A 17,479-nucleotide genomic window follows, 5' to 3' on the forward strand; every position below is an offset into this window, starting at 1 on the left:
TTTTTCTATAAAACATGTACATCATCCATTATTTGGTCCATACACACGATTTTGAATATTAGATATTACTCCTTTTTCAACTCGATTTCTTAAGGTTGTTCTCCAATTTTCTGCAAGTAACTCACAATCTCCAAGGTTGCGAGCTAGCTCTAGATCATCCTTTTCCACATGCATAATTTCATTACATCTTGCTATTGTCCAATCAGGAAAAGGACGGTTTAGTAAACGGAGTGATTGACCAGCCTCTACATATCCTTCTTCTATTACTCGTAAATACCAGCCTGTTCTTCCAGTATGTTGAATCAATAATGCTAAATTTTTAATTTTATATCTACGTGCCGGTTTCCAGCATGGTTGTCTTGGTTGCGATACTTGAACAATTGCTTCTCCAACTTGATACGTATCACCAATACACACCGTACTTTCAGATGCATTTTCTAGTAAGAAATTTTCTCCCATTCCTCCTGCTGAAATATCTACTCCATTAAGCTCTTTTCTCCAATAATCATAATGCTCAGATGGATAAACAAATACTGCCTTTTCAGGACCACCATGATTCTTTAAATCTGCCTGCCCATCTCCATGTAAATTCGTTTTGCTTACATAAATAGGTCCTTGCACAGGCTCTTTAAAAATAGCACTTGTCCATTCTCTATCCATTGGATTTGGAGCATCCTTTTTTCCAACTGTTTTTGGCTTACCAATAAATAATTGTTTCAATAACATTTCTATTCTCTCCACTCATTTCTTTCATTTCTGAAACTAAAAAATATTCAATTCGTATATAGTATTACTTAATAGCATAGAGTTCGATTTCTATATATGTCAATGAGGAATTTGTAAGAAAGGGGAATAGAGGAGCAATGAGAGATTGGTGGCAGAAAAAGAAAACAAATACACGTAAATATAAAAAAAGAAATGATCACTATTCTTTCCTTGATGGTCTTGCTGATATTTTATTTTGGATACCTGAAATACTTTTGTTACCGTTTCGCTTATTATTTTGGATTGTTAGAGGTTTTGGTAGGTTGTTTCATGATATTTTCGATATTACTTAAGAGAAGATCCGTCTATACATGATGGATTTTTTTACGTTTATATTTAAATTCGGAGGACAATTGCCTACCATTATTAAAGATCATTTTCCAATAACTTGAAACTAACTTTTGACATGTTATGAATACTTTTCAATAAGCCGATAACACTATATACAAATATGACTGATGAGAGGAATTTGTATAGTGAATCTTCATAAATCAAAAACGTCGGAGCCACTAACTGCAGCTGAGATGGGTAAAATGTGGGCAACTTATAATGGTAATACTATGGCACAATGTGTCCTTCAATATTTCCTACAGCATGTAGATGATAAAGATATCAAAAAGGTAGTAGAGTATGCCTTAAATCTTAGTAATAAATTAGTCGATCAATTAAAAATCATATTTGATAAGGAAAATTTCCCCATTCCAGTTGGATTTTCTAAAGAAGATGTAAATATAGGTGCACCAAGATTATTTGCGGATGAATTTTACTTACACTATTTAAAATATACGAGTAAAGCAGGGATGAGTATATATTCGATAGCCATTCCACTAGTTACGAGACAGGATATAAAGGACTTTTATTTAAGTACGCTTCATTCTACATTACACTTAATTACCAAAATAAATAATACGCTAGAGAAAAAAGGTATGTTAATGAAACCGCCTGTTATCCCTATTCCAAATAAAGTAGATTTTATAAATAAGCAAAGTTTTTTAAAAGGTTTTTTGGGTGATGTTCGCCCTTTACATGCATTAGAAATATCACATCTTCATGATAATATTGAAAATAATGTAGCGAGTAAGGCGCTCCTACAAGCATTTAGTCAAGTGGCGAAATCAGAAAAGGTGCAGAAATTTTTCATTAGAGGAAAAGATATTACACATAAACATATTCAAAAGTGTTCAGAAAAACTGGAAAATGATGATTTACCAACACCACATCTTTTAGATTCGCTCGTTACTACGTCTACTTTCTCACCGTTTTCAGATAAATTAATGTTATGGCATAAGATTGATATGTTTGCGATGAAGATTCGGTCATACGCAAATGCTTTATCACTTGATGGAAGAAGAGATATTGGAGCAATGTACGCAAAGATGTCAATGGATGTTGCACTCTTTGTGGAAGACGGGGCAAATATCATGATTGAAAAAGGCTGGATGGAAGAACCACCAAAATCTACTACATGAGCTAGAAGCGATACTAGATTGTAGCTAACAATCTTAATAATTTTGAATAGGCTTTTGACATTTGAAACATCTTAATAGTAGAAAGGAGTGGAGACAATGAGTCAAAAACGTGCCGCCACTGTCTCCAGGTTGACCCGCAGTATTACCATATTGGTGTTGGGTCTTAACTAAGTCACATAAAAGCACGCCAAAGTCAACACAAAGGTTATTGTCCTTAATGACTAAGTCACAAATTTCTCCACTAAGTGCACCGCTTTGACAAACTTCATAACCTACTGGTGATGTTGTAGCACCTGTAACTTGAGCAATAACAGGATTTGTAGCACTTCCTATCCAAATTAGATCGCTAGAACCCCCATTTACATCAATTAACTCTGTGTCAAGTCCGTAGTTTGTAAAATCTCTATCAGATATGAATCCCATATAAGTGCTAGAATTATAAACTGCTAACCCTTCAGTAAAACAATGTCCTGCTGTAAGTAAATATTCATTATTGCTATCGTGAACAGGAAATCCAGAAGTACATAAGGCATCTCGATAATCTCTAATGAGATCTCCACCATTCCACGGAGCATAATCATTAACACGGCTTGCCCATAACTTAGGAACATCATCAGGATTTATATCCTCTATTATGATGTTTGATTCGCCAAATTTTTCAATTAAATATTTTTTTTCAGATTCAGTTAAATTTTCTACTTCTATTTTTACTTTACCAGCTTTGATATGAGGACCAAATGTAACAATTTTAATATCTTTATTATTTTTTAAATCTGAAAAGGCATCCTTCACTTTTTCCTGTATTGATAACATTTGCTTTAAAGAATTAGGTGATTTATGAAATAATATCTTGTCTGCTGCTATATTATTTTTAATTGAACTTGTTATTTCTGTGCTTAGTTTCGTTAAATAAATTTTTACAGCAGAACCATCATTAGTTAATTCGACACCAGCATAAATATCTGGAAATAGAGATTGTGCCCTTTCTGCAGCCTCCATTCCTATTTTTCCAGCAGAATTTTCTTGGAAGATTCTCGCCTCATCCTTTGAGGAAACTCCGATAGATTTTTCTGTTAGGATCTTCTCTGATTCGGATTGTTCATTTTTTAGCGCATAAGCACTAAAGGAGAATCCACCTAAGATTACTGCGAATACGATTACACTACATAGTAGAAATACTTTGTTTTTGTTACCCATACTAATCTCCTTTTCCAAATAAATTAATTTAGACACAATAGGTAAAACTATTCAGATTTACATAACATCCCCTCTTTCCCATATATTACTAGTTTAACATATGAGTCTGTATTTTCTAATAATTTAATTGAATACAACAAAAAAAGTAGCTATTTATTAAATCCGCTACTTAAATTAAATTTTTATTTAGCTGTAAATTCATCCAATATAACAACTTTATATAGATTTCCAATTGGTGGATTAGAATAAAGTAACAAATCATTTCCAATGGTTAATACTTTTTTACCTTCAAATGTCTTATTTATTAATTCCTTTTCTTCTATGGTAAATAAAATTCGACCATTGCTACCTTCAGACAATTCCCCTTCGAATAGAACTGTGTTTTTATTTTCATTAATTTCTATTATTTTACCGATTCTTACTCTCAAATCTTCTCTTAATTTATTCGGGTATTTTTCCAACACCTCTTTTATAGCTGCTTCTTTTAAATCTTTAATATTATTAAATCCCATGTGTGTGTTGTCCATTTCATTAATATTATTTATAGTGCTTACTTTCGAGTTAACTTGACCTACGTTTTCTTTGGTATCTATAAAATCACCATAAGATAAAGTTAAAACTAACGTTATTAGAGCTGCAGATAAAGTAATAAAATTAATGCCATGCTTTTTTAAAAAGTAGTTTTTTCTTTCATATTCATTGTAACTGTTAGCCCTATTTATTAGATTATGGTGTATATGATCAAATTCTTTCTTTCTCATCTTTATATTTGAATAACTACCAATTTTCTTTTCTATGGACTTTAACTCATCCTTTTCGTTCATGGTATTTCCCTCCATTGATTGCGTAACGTTTTTAATGCTCTATGGTAAGTGGTTCTAACCTTTTCTTTTGACCAATTTAAAACAGTGGCTGCTTCATCTACTGACAACTGATTAATTCCTCTCAATACAATAATTTCCTTATAATTTTTATTTAACAATTGAATAAGGTCGTATAGTTCTTTTGCTTGGTGATTATAAAAAAATACTTTTTCAGGATTTAGCTCATTAGTTGCTAATTCTTTTTCCATATCATCAATTGACAGAAATTTGTTCCATCTGCTTTTTTTCTTGTTCCTCATTTCATCAATTGCTAAATTCCTTGCAATTGTAAAAAGCCACGTTTTTGGACTCGAATTACCTTTAAAGGTATTGACATTAATTAAGGCTTTAATGAATACTTCTTGAACTAGATCTTCTACATCTACGTTTCCTGTATAATAAACCAAAAATCGATACACATCATTGCCATATAAATAAAACCATTCAGAAATAATACTTGCTCTAGACATGAAGTTTTCCTCCGTTTTTCTCCTCGCTTAATAGACGTATAAAATTGATATTTATGACAGCAGATTCACAAATAATATAATGATTGATTTGAATAATCCATACATTTCCACTTAACATAACACCTGTTTTGAGAAGTACGAAAAAGCGAGATGCTCCAATGGGGTTTCTCGCTTTTTTATTAGAAATCATTGACCTGTTTAAATGAATGTATGAAATTTGATAGAACTTACATCGAAGAAGTTATGCTGCTAACTGTTATTGAACTAACGGGGCGGATTGGTTGAAGAAGGAAATGACTAATAAGGAAAAGAATTATATAAGGAATATGACTATGCAAAAGGTGATGTTTATGAAAGAAGTTAATTCGAAAACCATTCATCCAGCTATACAGAAACTTCTCTCCTTTGCCACATCAGAATTTAAAGTGAATCAAGAATATGAAAGATATTTGAAATCATTAAATCGAAAATTATATAGTTTTGAAGTTGAAGGGGTACTTGTTGGTTGTATAGGTATTGAGATTATTAATGTCAATGAGTGCGAGATTAAACATATTGCAGTTTCTTCTGATCAAAGAGGAAAAGGGATTGGTAGCAAAATGATTAATTATGTTAATGATAAATATCCATTGATTTCTGCTGAAACTGATAATGATGCAGTGGGTTTTTATCGAAATTATGGTTTCAAAATAACAAGTCTGGGTGAAAAGTATCCAGGTGTTGAACGTTTTCTATGTAAATTCAATAGTAAATAGCTGATATACCTTTTGCACTTTACGAATGTATGAATTTGGTTAGAAACTTACATTGCAGAAAGTTATGCTATTTATTAAACTATGCGGTAGAATAATCGTCTACTCCTTCACATAACACTCGTTTTAGGAAGTATGAAAAAAGCCAACCCTTTATTCGCTATAAAGGGTTGGCTTTTTAAATGGGGCTACAGACTGAATCTATAAATGCTGCATGATACCAAAATAAATAAGTGCATATGCTAAATCAATTTCCTCTGTCGTACCCACATGACCCTAGGGTGTTTATTCTGGTTATTACGTAAATACGTACTTATATTTTGGGTTATAAACGGAACTTTCATATATTAATTCATTTTTCTTTGGCATCAACTATCCATGTTGTTGCTGGTACCTATCTTCTTTGAATTCTGCCTCTTTACTTTTAATGTTATGTTAACTACAAAGTTTGTTTTGAAGAGAAAAATGAAAGTTATAGTATTGAAATTCGATATAAAGGAAAAGCTACTATTCAAAATGCAGATTTTAATAACTTAATACTACTTTGCAATCATATTTTGAATGATAAAGAAATAAACTAGGAAAGGTGATACATTTGACTAAAAAAAAACTAATTATTTTATTTATTGGATTTTCCCTCTTTCTCGGTGGATGGCAATCTGTTAAAGCATCCAAACAAAGTAGTGTAGAAAAAGACTATTATGACTTGGGTTATAAGTCCGTTTCAAAAGCAATAAAGGAAACAGAATCTTATTATCAAACAAACTTACACTTACCAAGTAAATTACCGCCATTGACTTTTACCCACTCATTTGGAAGATTTAATAAGGAAAATGAGAGTCTTGAGATTGAATACTTAAATGAGGAAAAACATTTTAATTACATTATAAATGTCATTCCTGCTAAAAAGGGAGAGAAATTACTTTCAAGTACAGATACTAAAATCTCATTGAAAGACGGAACACAAGCTTATTATACATTATCGAGAATGGATGAAAAAAATTTAATTATTTTTATGTTTAAAAAAAATAATTGGACTTATATATTAAGTATCGAGGAAGACCTAATAAGCAAGCCTTTGACAACTTTAGTAGATATTGCAGACTCATTATAAATACAGTGTAATATAAATAAAAAGTCCCCAATAAGCTGTTCGTTTTAAATAACTTATTGGGGGATATTAAATTAGATTATGGATTAACTTTCGTATTTATTTTCTCCTATAAAATTCAGACGAACCAGAAGTTGTATGAAGTTGGTACCAGCCCTGAGTATCATTATTTGTCTTAGATTCCCAGAAGACTTCATATTGCCCACCTGGGTTGTTTAAACCATCAAATATCAATGTAGCATAGAAATCCACAGGTATATCTATTACTTGTTCAGTTTTAGCTGTGCCAGGGTGATAAATTTCCCAAAAAGTATGCGCTTTTTCCCCTGCATGAATGCCAGACTGATTAACTGTAACATAAAGTGTAGATGTACCCGTACCTAGGTATGCCGTCGCCCAACCCCAGTCACCAATCGTATCGCTTCTTAAAGACCATTGTGGAGATTCGTATGCTGCAAAAGTTGTTGCAGAGAAACCTAAAACAAAAATCGAAATAAGAAGTAAAGAAATACCCCTTTTAATCATTTAATTTTTCCTCCCTTTAGGTTTAATAAAATACTTATCGATAGTCTTTTAATAAGCCTCCCTTCTTTTAATTCTTCCGTTCTTTGCCAGTTTCCAATGATTGGATATTGGTTATTTATATAGATTGGAAGATTAATTCCTTAAAATAAATAGTTTTTTAGTTAACTAACGAAATCTTATTTGATAAATAAGGTCTTTTGTTATTTGTTGTAAATGGATTTTCGACAGCAAGTACAACCAAATTAGTTGTAGATTTAAACTCATCTGGAAGATCCATAGAGCGTTTAATAATTCCTTTTGTATCTGTAGATACAAACTCAACATCCGATTTTATTTGTATTATATCTAGTATTATTACAGCATATTTGCTACTGTCGCTTTCGTTTTCAAAACTTATCCAGATATTGTTTAAGTTGCTCTTATGTAGGAGACTAATTGGATTGTCTAAATCTATTAAAGATCCTTGGTTAAGGATAACTTTCTCACCATAATTAGCTATAGTAGAGTGGGCGTCAACCTGAATAAATTCAGGTGGATTAATTTTATCTGTTGAAACAATAATGTTTGATCTATGAGCTAAAATATGCTCAAAACCTGGTACAAAAATTGGTTCTTTAAATATCTGTTCTGGTTCCCGAATTATTACGGTAGTTAAGTCATGTTGACCATCAACTAACTTCGGAAAAATAATATCGATCTTTTCTATTGCATCTGCATCGATATTAAAATCAAAATATGTATGTTCTCTCCCATCAACTAAAAATGTAATAGGTTTATAATCTATAAGGAAAATTACTCTGTATTTTTGATTACTATCGAAGCCATTTTTTATTTCTAGGGAGGGGGCAAACTGTTCATCCGTTTGAATATTGAATATAGAACTAGATTTCATTGAAACTGATTCATCTTTTAAACGCATACCCATATAACTAATATCTGGAGACGTTTCTTCAACGATTTTATTTTGATTATCTTGATTAGTTGTACTGTTATCCTCTTTATTAATTGCATTAGTACAACCTACAAGATTTAGCACCAAAACTAAGAATACTAATATCTTTATTAAAGAACTAATTATAGACCCTCCTCTATTTATTTGCTCACCTATCTTATTCTACAAATACAAACCAAATTCCTGCATACTTTCTATTAATTCAAATAATAAAGATATTTCCTTTTAATAGATAAATCTAATCGAGTAGAGGGAAAAAATTGGTTTATTTTCCCTCTACTCGATTTTACTGAATGTATGAAATTAGTTAATTTCATACATTCATTTTCGCTATTCTGTTAACTTTGTAGAAAATCCTTGATATACTAGATTTACGCAAAAAAATCGTACATTCAAAACGTTGATTTTATTGAGTGTAAAAGGATGAAGGAAAATGACCAATCAAAATCAAATAAAAGATGTGCAGCCACTTCGAAGTAAGCAGCAAATCGAAGATATGAAATGGAGTTTAAAAAAATGGTGTGGAGAACGGGACTACATTCTTTTTTTAATCGGGATTAATACAGGTTTACGTGTAGGGGACTTGTTACAGCTAAAAGTATCTGATGTAAAACGAAAAAAGAAAGTATTAATCCAAGAAGGGAAAACCAAAAAGCCACGGACCATTAATCTCACCAACATTTATGATGAAATACAATCGTATATTGTTCACATTGATTCACAGTGGCTTTTTCCAAGTCGTAAAGGGGAGAACCCTATTACTCCTACACAGGCTTATAGACAGCTAAATAAAGCAGCTAGAATGGTAGATATTGTTGATGGAATAGGAACTCATACCATGCGAAAAACATTTGGGTATTGGTTTTACAAGCAAACGAAGGATGTTGCGAAACTCCAAACAATTCTAAATCATAGCCATCCAGAAATCACTTTAAGGTACATAGGAATTACTGATGAAGAAATTGAGAATGATTTAAATAATTTTGTCTTGTAATATTGAAAAACATACTTTATACCTCTCGATGAATTATATTTTTTAAAAATTGGAAGGATTTCCCTTTATAAGTGTAGAAATTTATTAAAGAATCTAAAAAATTTTATAAAGGGGGAAACTCATGTTTAAAAAAAGATTTACTTTACCATTTGCCTCATTAACTGTGGCTACATTTCTTCTTGCTTCAGGGATTTCATATGCTGAAGAGGGAGGAAAAGCAGTACCAGAAAAAGGGGAAATTGCAATTTCAAATGAAAGTCAAACAATAATCGATACTACTAACAACGTGAAAATTACAGTGACACCCATAACATCTGAGATAGTAAGCCCATTAATTTCAGATCCAGCAGGGTGACAATCTAGAGGGAAATATAGAGGACATGCGTATACTGGTGATGATACATTTTATTACACACCGGCAGAAGACAATGTGAATTGGATTTCTGGTGGTGGAGATTTTAGAATAGTGTTTACTGATGTGACGAATAGTTTTACTGCGCATTTAAGAGAGTACGATGGAATAGGTAATGCTGATGAATTTGTGGGTGAAAAGGTGAGAATAACTGAAGATTCTATTGTAACCTGGAGCCCTATTGATAAGTGGGTAGATGGTGGGAATGAGGAAGCTGAATTTTATATTACCACATATAATGCCTCGCCAGGACAAGCGAGTTTTTATGCTGAAGGATTTGATTGATATTCTACCAAAAGATGCCCATCCACAAAATAAAGTGGGTGGGCATCTTTTGGTAAATATCAACTTTGGGATACAGAAATCAATAAATTATTCTTTATTACCTATAGGATTACTATGGTCATAACTTAAAAGTTTTATTTTTGTTTCCTTATTATTTTTACCCGTTGCCCCTGGTGTAACACCAAATGTTAAAGTATCAACACCTAAAGTATTATTATTATTTTCAGCTTGAATATGGATTTTCACCACAAACATAGCTTTTAAATTATTCCCTTTTTCACTTTGGTCAACCTCAACTACATCATGATTTTTTGACCAATGATATTGAAACCTTGCAGTATCATCCTTGTAATAATCTATAACAGCATCACTGATTGGCTCATCCATAAGTCCTAGTATAAGATTATCAAATTTACTAGGAATTTTAGCATTAGCTGAGACAATGTTAGTACTTAAAAATAAAGAAAAAACAACTAGACATATTAATTTTTTCATTTTTCTCCTCCTTTAAAAAGGTCAACGCTTTAAAGGTATTTTTGCCAAATAATATTACTATATACAATTAATTTTTAATCATTTCGATCTTCAAGAAACAATGAACATACAATGTGGATACAACTTCTAAAAAAATGATTTAACGTTTATATAGTACTGAAAGGAGTAATCAGTGAAAAAATTCATATTATTAGGAATCCCAATCTTCTTTTACAGAAACAGTATTTTATATTTTTATTATAATCTAGAAGGTTTAATCAATTTAATCGTTATTTTAATTTGCTTAATCTTTCTTTTAAAACGTACAACCTTTAGGAATATGTTTGATTGGTTTATTGGGATTTGTTTTGTGATTTACTTTTGTATATTGTATTATCAAACTATTTATCTTAGAGGATTCATTTTTGAAGGTTATAATCACTCAGTAGAAAACCTTAAATCCTTGTTTTATACAATTAATCTTATACCAATAAAAGGTATTATTAGCGAAATAACAATTAACCCTTCCGTACTTTCAGCGCTATATCAAATTTTCGGAAATACTTTCATGCTTACACCATTCACATTTGCTATGCTCTACTTCAAATGGACAAAAAGTTATAAGCAAACTATTTGGTATTCCTTTATTTGTACAGCTGGAATAGAATTAATACAGTTTTTTCAAAGTTTATTTTACGCTTTATTTGTAATAGGTTTGAGAAGAAGCACCGATATTGATGATATAATTTTAAATACTATAGGTGCCGGTATAGGAATAGGATGTTACTATCTTTGGTCCAAAATAGAAATTCGGTTCAATAAAGGAAATTCAAATATTTCAATTTAATTTTAATATGTTTTCTTATAAAATATACGGCATAGTTTTTGAACAAATATCAGGATAATAGGAAGATAGCCATTGAAATAAATAGGAAACCTGAAAGCGAGGGATGACGTATGATAGCAACTGCTTTGATCATTTCTTGTATTACATTAGGAATTAGTTTGTATACGTTAAAATTAGCATTAGAAAAATAAGAAGGATCGATGGGATACAGCCAAAAAGGTAAACCTAACAGTGATACTATAAAAAGCACAATTGCAGCAGAAGATTTAGAAAAAGCTATTCATCCCACGAATCGCCAAAATTCCAAACAATAATTATTCTTCCAATACGAAATAGTCCCTGGTTTAACACTTCGTTATTTAAACCAGGGACTATTTCTTTTTTATTGATTTCTATTAACCATATAGTCCAGCAAATATTTAAGAAATCCATATTGTTGTGGGACTTGATGCAGAGTTTCCATTGCAAGACAATAATGGTCCCACATTTCCTTTTTTGCCCCATCCACTCCAAGGACGGTTACAAAGGTGGAACTATTATTATCAAGATCTTGTTGTATTGGTTTTCCAAGTACTTCGACATCCCCTTCCTCATCCAGTAAATCATCTTTAATTTGAAAGGCAATGCCAGCATGATAAGCAAATTTCTTAAACATCTCTATATGTGATGGCTTCTCATTTACAAGTATTAGAGGCATAATAATAGACGCTTCAAATGCAATTCCTGTTTTATAAAAACACATCAAATTTAGTTGCTCTAATGTTAACTTTTTTCCCTTAGACTCTAAATCCAAAGCTTGACCTTTACACATTTCCATTGTTTTTTGTGCAGAATATTGGATTAATCGTAGAACAAATTTAGCATCAAAACCGTTCAGGGATATCTGCTCTTCGATAGCTTTCTGCGTTAAAAATAAACCAGTTAATTCTGCAATCGCACTATTATATATATGATGTAGCGTTGGTCGCCCTCTCCGTATTTCAGCATTATCTTGTGAAGGTAAATCATCAAAAATTAATGAAGCAGTATGCATATATTCTAATGATTTTAATAACGGTAATACAGCTGATTCATTAAGACCATACTGCTTTGCCATCATCCAAGCAACGAATGGTCGGATTCGTTTTCCATCCCCCTCCAAACTGTAATTTACCGCATCCATAAGTGGTTCTTCTAACAATAATGTTTGTTCATTTTTAGGGATAGGTAAAACATTATTCAATTGAATTCGAATCGTTTCCATGTTAGCTGTAAATTCATCTTGTTCTTTCTGTTCTTTTCTCAAATTCGCAATCATTTCATCCCGCAGCAATTTATCAAAAAAGTCCACATCATCTGCTTGACGTACCACTTTTTGAATGAGATTGTTAAATTTTGAATTTGACGGTGCAAAAATCCCCATTACTTCTTTATATTGCTCTTTTCCACATTTCTCTTTAAAACGTTTTATCCCATTTATTGCTCGAGCTAAAATAACTTCCCTTGTATTAGGATCAGATTGATAAATATGATGAATTAGATTGCAAATAACTGTCCAGTATAATTCAAACGGATTTAGTAAGTCTTTGCGCTTCTTATGATATTTCCAATAGTAAGTATAAGGAGTAACTGCACCTTCCTCCATATCATCAAACATATCAGCAAAGTCATCTGCAAGCTGGTTGTATATCCCGTAGTAAAAAGTTCGATTATTAAAGCCCTCATCCGTTTCTGGGCTAAGTACCGTTCTAGCAATTAATCTAGAATACGCAGATTTTAAGATAATCGGGACATATATATCCTCATTTGTATACTGTTCATTATCTAAGTCCTTTTCACGATCAATTTCCTGCGAATGAAAAAATATATACGCTTGCTCGAAAAATTGTGTATGTGTTTCACTACTCAAATTAGCTTTTATATACTCAAAAGCAGCCTTAAGTTCTTGATGTACAAATTCGATAAGCTGTTTATTTGGACCAACCCATTCGCCGAGTTGAGGTACATTACCTGTGATTAGGGAGATACGAATGATTTTAGTATATTGCTGTTTCTCCGCTTCCGTTAAGACATTAGCATCAAGAAGATCATCAATAAACGGATATGTTAATCCGTAACAATATCCAAGCCTTATTGCTTTATCAAGTCTAAGTTGACGGTCTTGTTCAGATAGATTATCATCGATTTCTTCAAATTCATGCATGACAACCCCTGCGATTAATTTAATTAGTTTTCTTTTCGCATGTTCTTTATCCATCCCCACTGGTATGTTAGAGGAAACAATTGTTAGCTTTTCAAATAGCCAGATGATGGTGGATTCAATCCCATACTTTTGGGACCATCGATACAAAGTAGCCATATTAAAAAACTCTGACTTGTCATCAGATAAAAGTCTTTTTTTCACACTAGCAACTGCCTCTTGTATCTTTGTCTGTGTCTTCTCATTGTCCAAAGGCTTTCCTAAATCACGCAAATACAAATAGGAAATACTTCGTTGTAAATAATTATCTAATTTCCCTGTAAAATTAAGCCATTCAATATAATGGCGATAATGCTTTGTTTTAGACTTTCTTCTCCCATTCCAACGATAATGAATATGATGTTTTTTCCATATATGTATATCATTCGTTAACGTTGAGACATAATTTTTCTCCTGCAATTGCGTATGTAGTGCTTTAAAGTAAGCTATTGCCTTTTCTTCAGCTTTTGGATATTTCATATTAGCAGCTAGCAAAAAATCTTCATTCATATAATTAATACCTCAACTTCACGTTTTCTCATGGCTAGTTATTCATATTAGATAGTATTATGTTTTATTTTAACAGTAATGACTTCGTGTTACTTTTGAAAAACCTTTTATATTGAAAGTTAATTCTTACATGGTGAAAAGCAACAAGATTCAAGTTACGAAATAATTCTTATAACGATGTAACACACCGTATAATATTTTTTATTATTATCGGGAATAAATTATACATTCACTCATATATTTCATTTGGAGTATTGAATTCATTCCAAAAGAAAAGGTGAGAATCTGATGATTGTTGTTCATTTTATTGAAAATAGAAATGTCATATTAACACAATTACGAAAAACGGTGCCTACTTCAGGTGAAAATATAAGAATTAAGGGTCGTAATGGCAGTGTGGTTGATATAAAAAAAATAAAGGATAACGTAGTACATGTTTATGTTACCATGGTAGCTATTACGAAGAAGAATGTCATGCTGGATTCAAAAAAGAAAAGAAGATAGCTATTAAAACAGTAGAGGCTAAGCAGAAGGTTTAAAATGAAAAACCTTACTACTTAGCCTCTATTTAATATTTATTCTTTCTCATAATGGAAATAGTCGAAATCTACGTAACCACCAATTTCTTTCGTAGCATAATTGAAAAGTCCAATTCGATAGCCCATAAAATGATCTAACGTATATTTCATTTTTAACGGGGAACCTATTTCAATCCAGTCTTGTCCATTTCCCGAGTAATAAAATGTTGCTATGTCTTTACTATCTTCAAAGTTAAATTTTATTTTTACAAAAAGCAAATCATCTTCTATAAGATGTTTTTCAACTACTTCTTCGCCACCATTACCGTCATTTACAGTCGCTATTACATATTTCCCATCATTTTCAACCGCTACCCCAACCGTACCAAAGGTATTTTGCAGAGCTACGAGACCTGCATGGTCACCTATTTTCATATTAGACATATCCATGGACGTAATTCCTGTACAATATGGACCCTCTGTTCTTTGAGTTAATGTATTTCGAGCACGTAAAATACTGTCAGCAATATATCCTGTTTCTAATCGTAAAAAACCTGGTCTTTTGATTACGGACCACAAATCATTGTCTGGATTATGATTCCATTGCCAATTCAACTGCAATTTATTTTCCATATAGTCAAAGTCATCACTAATGACCAATGGCTTAGATTGTGTAGGAGGCAAGTTAATTTCTATTTCTTCCGGTGCCTTTCCGTTAATTCCAATCATCGGCCATCCATCCTCCCATTTAACAGGAAGAATATATGGAATTCTGCCGACTGCATCATGGTCTTGGAATAACATTGCATACCATTCCTCATTCGGTGTATTAAAAATGGCACCTTGAGCGATTCCTTTATTATGGTAGCCCATATCATCATCAAAAATAATTTTACGTTCGTATTCTCCAAGAAGGTTGTTGGAACGATAACAAATTTGCCTTCTGCGTCTATTACCAACTGTTGGCCACTCAATAAATATTAAATAATATTGGCCATTTATTTTATATGCATGGCAGCCTTCACAACGGAGGCCAATTCCCTCCGTTTCTGTTTCTAGTAATAGTTGATTTATCCCACCTTCTTTAACAGCGGTTACATCTTCTGTAAGTTCAGTAATACGAATATGACCACAGCCATAAATTACAAAAACTCTCCCTTCATCAAATAGCAATGCAGGATCATGATAAATACCATCAATAGTAGAGCGCTTCCAATTTCCGGATTCAATGTCGTTTGTTTGATAAATATAAAACTTCCTAGAGTCATTACTAGAAAAACAAACATAAAATGTACCTTTATGATAACGTAAACTCGCAGCCCATGAACCTTTTCCATAGATGCCTTTCCCATCTATTAAATTGTGAGCATCATTGTCTTCTAGTTGATCATAAACATAGCCAATAATCTCCCAATCAGCTAAGTTTTCAGACTTCATAATTGGACAGCCTGGCATTGAATGCATACTAGTACTCACCATATAATAAGCGTTTCCAACTCTAATTACATCAACATCTGGAATATCAGACCAATAAATAGGATTTTTTAGTACTGTTTTTATCACCATTAACTCCCCCATACTTTTTTCTACCTATTTACTATTCTAGATTAATAGAAAGAAACATGTCTAGTCACATTGGCTTAAAAGCTTTAACATCTATACTTTCCCATGCCATTTTTGAGTTCGTATCGGACAACGAAATTAATCTGTAACAAATGGCAAGCATATCATCATAATATGCTATGACGTCTTATCTAGATCCAATAAGGAAAGGAGGCTTGTTATGTACTACTCATTTTACCGGTATCCAATATATAGCTACTTTCCAGTACCACAAAATGTAATTTACTCCCCATATCTCCCTTACCGTGAGTATCCTCCTGTGGATCCAACAATGCTGATTGAATCTGTAAATTCATATCGTGTCTTATTAGATCAAGGGAGACGTTTATTAGATAAATTAGGTGACAAGACATTTTCAATGAAGTTAATGGAAGCTGCTCAACATGGAAATCAAGCCGAAGTAGATCGCTTAATTCATACAATAGTTGGAATATCCGTACCAATTAAAGTTAGCTACACACCTTCTGGAGTAATATTTACCCTTGAGTCTCCTGCGTTGAGTAAAGGCGCCAATTGTTGTACATTAAAGATCACCCTAAAATGGGGAAAATAATTTAAACATAACATCCTTTCTATGAACATTTTTGTTATTTTTTTCATAAAAAAAGGTGATTAATCTCCCATCACCTTTTTCTTTTATTTTATTAAAATATTCAATTCTTCTTTACATAATAATTTTTGTCCCCGATTTGAATATCTTCTTCATCCCCGTTATGGATAAAAAATAATGCATTCTCTTCCTTCCCATCGTCCGATTTCATCATAATTGTATTATTTTGAATTTGATAAGTACCAATAGTATTACTATCTGACGAACTACCGTGTGTAGAAGGACCACCACTAGTTGCTCCTAGACTCCCTAAGGTAACACCAGAAAGTTCAAATGTACCATTCGATTCTAATATTAGTTTATACGTCCAAGAGCTTGCCGCTCCGTTTACTCCGATCAATCCAAAATAACCAATATAAGTGTACGTATTATCCAATGTGGTTCCTTTTGGTACAGGTATAACAGGATTAAGTTTGATCTTGTTTATCACTAGCTGTTCATCCGTTATTTCAATCGGTACTGATTCCCCATCACTAAGCTTTAGCATACCATCACTTATCTTATAAGTAAGACACTCATTCTCTTTACAATCAATCGTTTCAGGTCCTCCATTGTCGGGTAAACCAATGAACACATTATTTTTTGGTAAGAAGGTGTAAAAATCCCAACACATACCTCCACATTCGGAACCGCCAAAATCATCACGAAATCCAGCATACATTCCATTAAGATTATCTAAATTTAATGGGGTATCTGGATCACTAGGTTTATAATTTGATTGACTACAACCTGTAATTATTACAATTGCTGCCAAACACAAGATAAATAGTAACCTCTTTTTTAACATGTTTGCTGTTCTCCCCCTTTCTATAGCCCCTTAATTTCACTGTATTATTCTATGTTTCAAATCTTCTATCAATAAATAATTGAAGGAAAGTAATGAA

The 17,479-nt window shown here is 32.2% G+C and carries 20 protein-coding genes; 10 read left to right on the forward strand and 10 right to left on the reverse strand.

Going from position 1 to position 17,479, the window contains the following annotated elements:
- Positions 1-21: 21 nt before the first annotated feature.
- On the reverse strand, positions 22-726 hold the full coding sequence (locus ACFPM4_RS09560; protein ID WP_382350689.1) for an MOSC domain-containing protein: 705 nt from the start codon (positions 724-726) through the stop codon (positions 22-24).
- Positions 727-863: 137 nt separating this feature from the next.
- Between ACFPM4_RS09560 and ACFPM4_RS09565 the strand changes: the two genes are divergently transcribed.
- Positions 864-1,058, forward strand: coding sequence for a hypothetical protein (locus ACFPM4_RS09565; protein WP_382350692.1), 195 nt, complete (start codon positions 864-866; stop codon positions 1,056-1,058).
- A 231-nt stretch (positions 1,059-1,289) separates the two neighbouring features.
- The gene (locus tag ACFPM4_RS09570) at positions 1,290-2,234 is read left to right on the forward strand and encodes a DUF3231 family protein (RefSeq protein ID WP_382350988.1); all 945 of its coding nucleotides are present in this window, start codon (positions 1,290-1,292) and stop codon (positions 2,232-2,234) included.
- Positions 2,235-2,267: 33 nt separating this feature from the next.
- On the opposite strand, the gene ACFPM4_RS09575 is transcribed toward ACFPM4_RS09570, so the two are convergent.
- The 3 genes from ACFPM4_RS09575 to ACFPM4_RS09585 form a co-directional block, all read right to left on the reverse strand.
- Positions 2,268-3,467 (reverse strand): S1 family peptidase, encoded by a 1,200-nt coding sequence (locus ACFPM4_RS09575; protein WP_382350695.1) that lies wholly within the window; start codon positions 3,465-3,467, stop codon positions 2,268-2,270.
- Positions 3,468-3,613: 146 nt separating this feature from the next.
- Positions 3,614-4,255: a hypothetical protein gene (locus tag ACFPM4_RS09580; protein WP_382350698.1), complete on the reverse strand. Its 642-nt coding sequence runs from the start codon at positions 4,253-4,255 to the stop codon at positions 3,614-3,616.
- The gene (locus ACFPM4_RS09585) at positions 4,252-4,764 is read right to left on the reverse strand and encodes an RNA polymerase sigma factor (RefSeq protein WP_382350701.1); all 513 of its coding nucleotides are present in this window, start codon (positions 4,762-4,764) and stop codon (positions 4,252-4,254) included. The genes ACFPM4_RS09580 and ACFPM4_RS09585 overlap by 4 nt, the downstream gene beginning before the upstream one ends.
- 326 nt (positions 4,765-5,090) lie before the next feature.
- Between ACFPM4_RS09585 and ACFPM4_RS09590 the strand changes: the two genes are divergently transcribed.
- Both ACFPM4_RS09590 and ACFPM4_RS09595 read left to right on the forward strand, forming a co-directional pair.
- Complete coding sequence (locus ACFPM4_RS09590) at positions 5,091-5,519, forward strand: GNAT family N-acetyltransferase (protein WP_382350705.1); 429 nt, start codon at positions 5,091-5,093, stop codon at positions 5,517-5,519.
- A 592-nt stretch (positions 5,520-6,111) separates the two neighbouring features.
- A complete protein-coding gene (locus ACFPM4_RS09595; RefSeq protein WP_382350708.1) occupies positions 6,112-6,630 on the forward strand; it encodes a hypothetical protein in 519 nt (172 codons plus the stop codon).
- A 96-nt stretch (positions 6,631-6,726) separates the two neighbouring features.
- On the opposite strand, the gene ACFPM4_RS09600 is transcribed toward ACFPM4_RS09595, so the two are convergent.
- Both ACFPM4_RS09600 and ACFPM4_RS09605 read right to left on the reverse strand, forming a co-directional pair.
- A complete protein-coding gene (locus tag ACFPM4_RS09600) occupies positions 6,727-7,152 on the reverse strand; it encodes a hypothetical protein (protein ID WP_382350711.1) in 426 nt (141 codons plus the stop codon).
- A 157-nt stretch (positions 7,153-7,309) separates the two neighbouring features.
- A complete protein-coding gene (locus ACFPM4_RS09605; protein ID WP_382350714.1) occupies positions 7,310-8,188 on the reverse strand; it encodes a hypothetical protein in 879 nt (292 codons plus the stop codon).
- 349 nt (positions 8,189-8,537) lie between these two features.
- Between ACFPM4_RS09605 and ACFPM4_RS09610 the strand changes: the two genes are divergently transcribed.
- The 3 genes from ACFPM4_RS09610 (at position 8,538) to ACFPM4_RS09620 (ending at position 9,795) form a co-directional block, all read left to right on the forward strand.
- Positions 8,538-9,098 (forward strand): tyrosine-type recombinase/integrase, encoded by a 561-nt coding sequence (locus ACFPM4_RS09610; RefSeq protein WP_382350717.1) that lies wholly within the window; start codon positions 8,538-8,540, stop codon positions 9,096-9,098.
- A 121-nt stretch (positions 9,099-9,219) separates the two neighbouring features.
- On the forward strand, positions 9,220-9,453 hold the full coding sequence (locus tag ACFPM4_RS09615; RefSeq protein WP_382350720.1) for a hypothetical protein: 234 nt from the start codon (positions 9,220-9,222) through the stop codon (positions 9,451-9,453).
- Between the two features lie 75 nt (positions 9,454-9,528).
- Positions 9,529-9,795, forward strand: a complete 267-nt coding sequence (locus ACFPM4_RS09620; protein ID WP_382350723.1) for a hypothetical protein — start codon at positions 9,529-9,531, stop codon at positions 9,793-9,795.
- 87 nt (positions 9,796-9,882) lie between these two features.
- On the opposite strand, the gene ACFPM4_RS09625 is transcribed toward ACFPM4_RS09620, so the two are convergent.
- Positions 9,883-10,290, reverse strand: a complete 408-nt coding sequence (locus tag ACFPM4_RS09625; RefSeq protein ID WP_382350726.1) for a DUF3888 domain-containing protein — start codon at positions 10,288-10,290, stop codon at positions 9,883-9,885.
- A 172-nt stretch (positions 10,291-10,462) separates the two neighbouring features.
- Here ACFPM4_RS09625 and ACFPM4_RS09630 point away from each other — a divergent pair, with 172 nt between their 5' ends.
- Positions 10,463-11,116, forward strand: a complete 654-nt coding sequence (locus ACFPM4_RS09630) for a VanZ family protein (protein ID WP_382350729.1) — start codon at positions 10,463-10,465, stop codon at positions 11,114-11,116.
- A gap of 382 nt (positions 11,117-11,498) precedes the next feature.
- Here the strand turns inward: ACFPM4_RS09630 and ACFPM4_RS09635 are convergent, their stop codons facing one another.
- Positions 11,499-13,844: a polyprenyl synthetase family protein gene (locus ACFPM4_RS09635; protein WP_382350732.1), complete on the reverse strand. Its 2,346-nt coding sequence runs from the start codon at positions 13,842-13,844 to the stop codon at positions 11,499-11,501.
- A 288-nt stretch (positions 13,845-14,132) separates the two neighbouring features.
- Here ACFPM4_RS09635 and ACFPM4_RS09640 point away from each other — a divergent pair, with 288 nt between their 5' ends.
- On the forward strand, positions 14,133-14,348 hold the full coding sequence (locus ACFPM4_RS09640) for a hypothetical protein (protein ID WP_382350735.1): 216 nt from the start codon (positions 14,133-14,135) through the stop codon (positions 14,346-14,348).
- 71 nt (positions 14,349-14,419) lie between these two features.
- Here the strand turns inward: ACFPM4_RS09640 and ACFPM4_RS09645 are convergent, their stop codons facing one another.
- The gene (locus ACFPM4_RS09645; RefSeq protein WP_382350738.1) at positions 14,420-15,925 is read right to left on the reverse strand and encodes a glycoside hydrolase family 43 protein; all 1,506 of its coding nucleotides are present in this window, start codon (positions 15,923-15,925) and stop codon (positions 14,420-14,422) included.
- A 220-nt stretch (positions 15,926-16,145) separates the two neighbouring features.
- Here ACFPM4_RS09645 and ACFPM4_RS09650 point away from each other — a divergent pair, with 220 nt between their 5' ends.
- The gene (locus ACFPM4_RS09650) at positions 16,146-16,538 is read left to right on the forward strand and encodes a YuzC family spore coat inner layer protein (RefSeq protein ID WP_382350741.1); all 393 of its coding nucleotides are present in this window, start codon (positions 16,146-16,148) and stop codon (positions 16,536-16,538) included.
- 100 nt (positions 16,539-16,638) lie between these two features.
- Here the strand turns inward: ACFPM4_RS09650 and ACFPM4_RS09655 are convergent, their stop codons facing one another.
- Positions 16,639-17,382 (reverse strand): hypothetical protein, encoded by a 744-nt coding sequence (locus ACFPM4_RS09655; protein WP_382350744.1) that lies wholly within the window; start codon positions 17,380-17,382, stop codon positions 16,639-16,641.
- Positions 17,383-17,479: the final 97 nt, after the last annotated feature.

This window comes from Lederbergia graminis (genome assembly GCF_042655485.1).
Taxonomy (GTDB): domain Bacteria; phylum Bacillota; class Bacilli; order Bacillales; family Bacillaceae_C; genus Lederbergia; species Lederbergia graminis.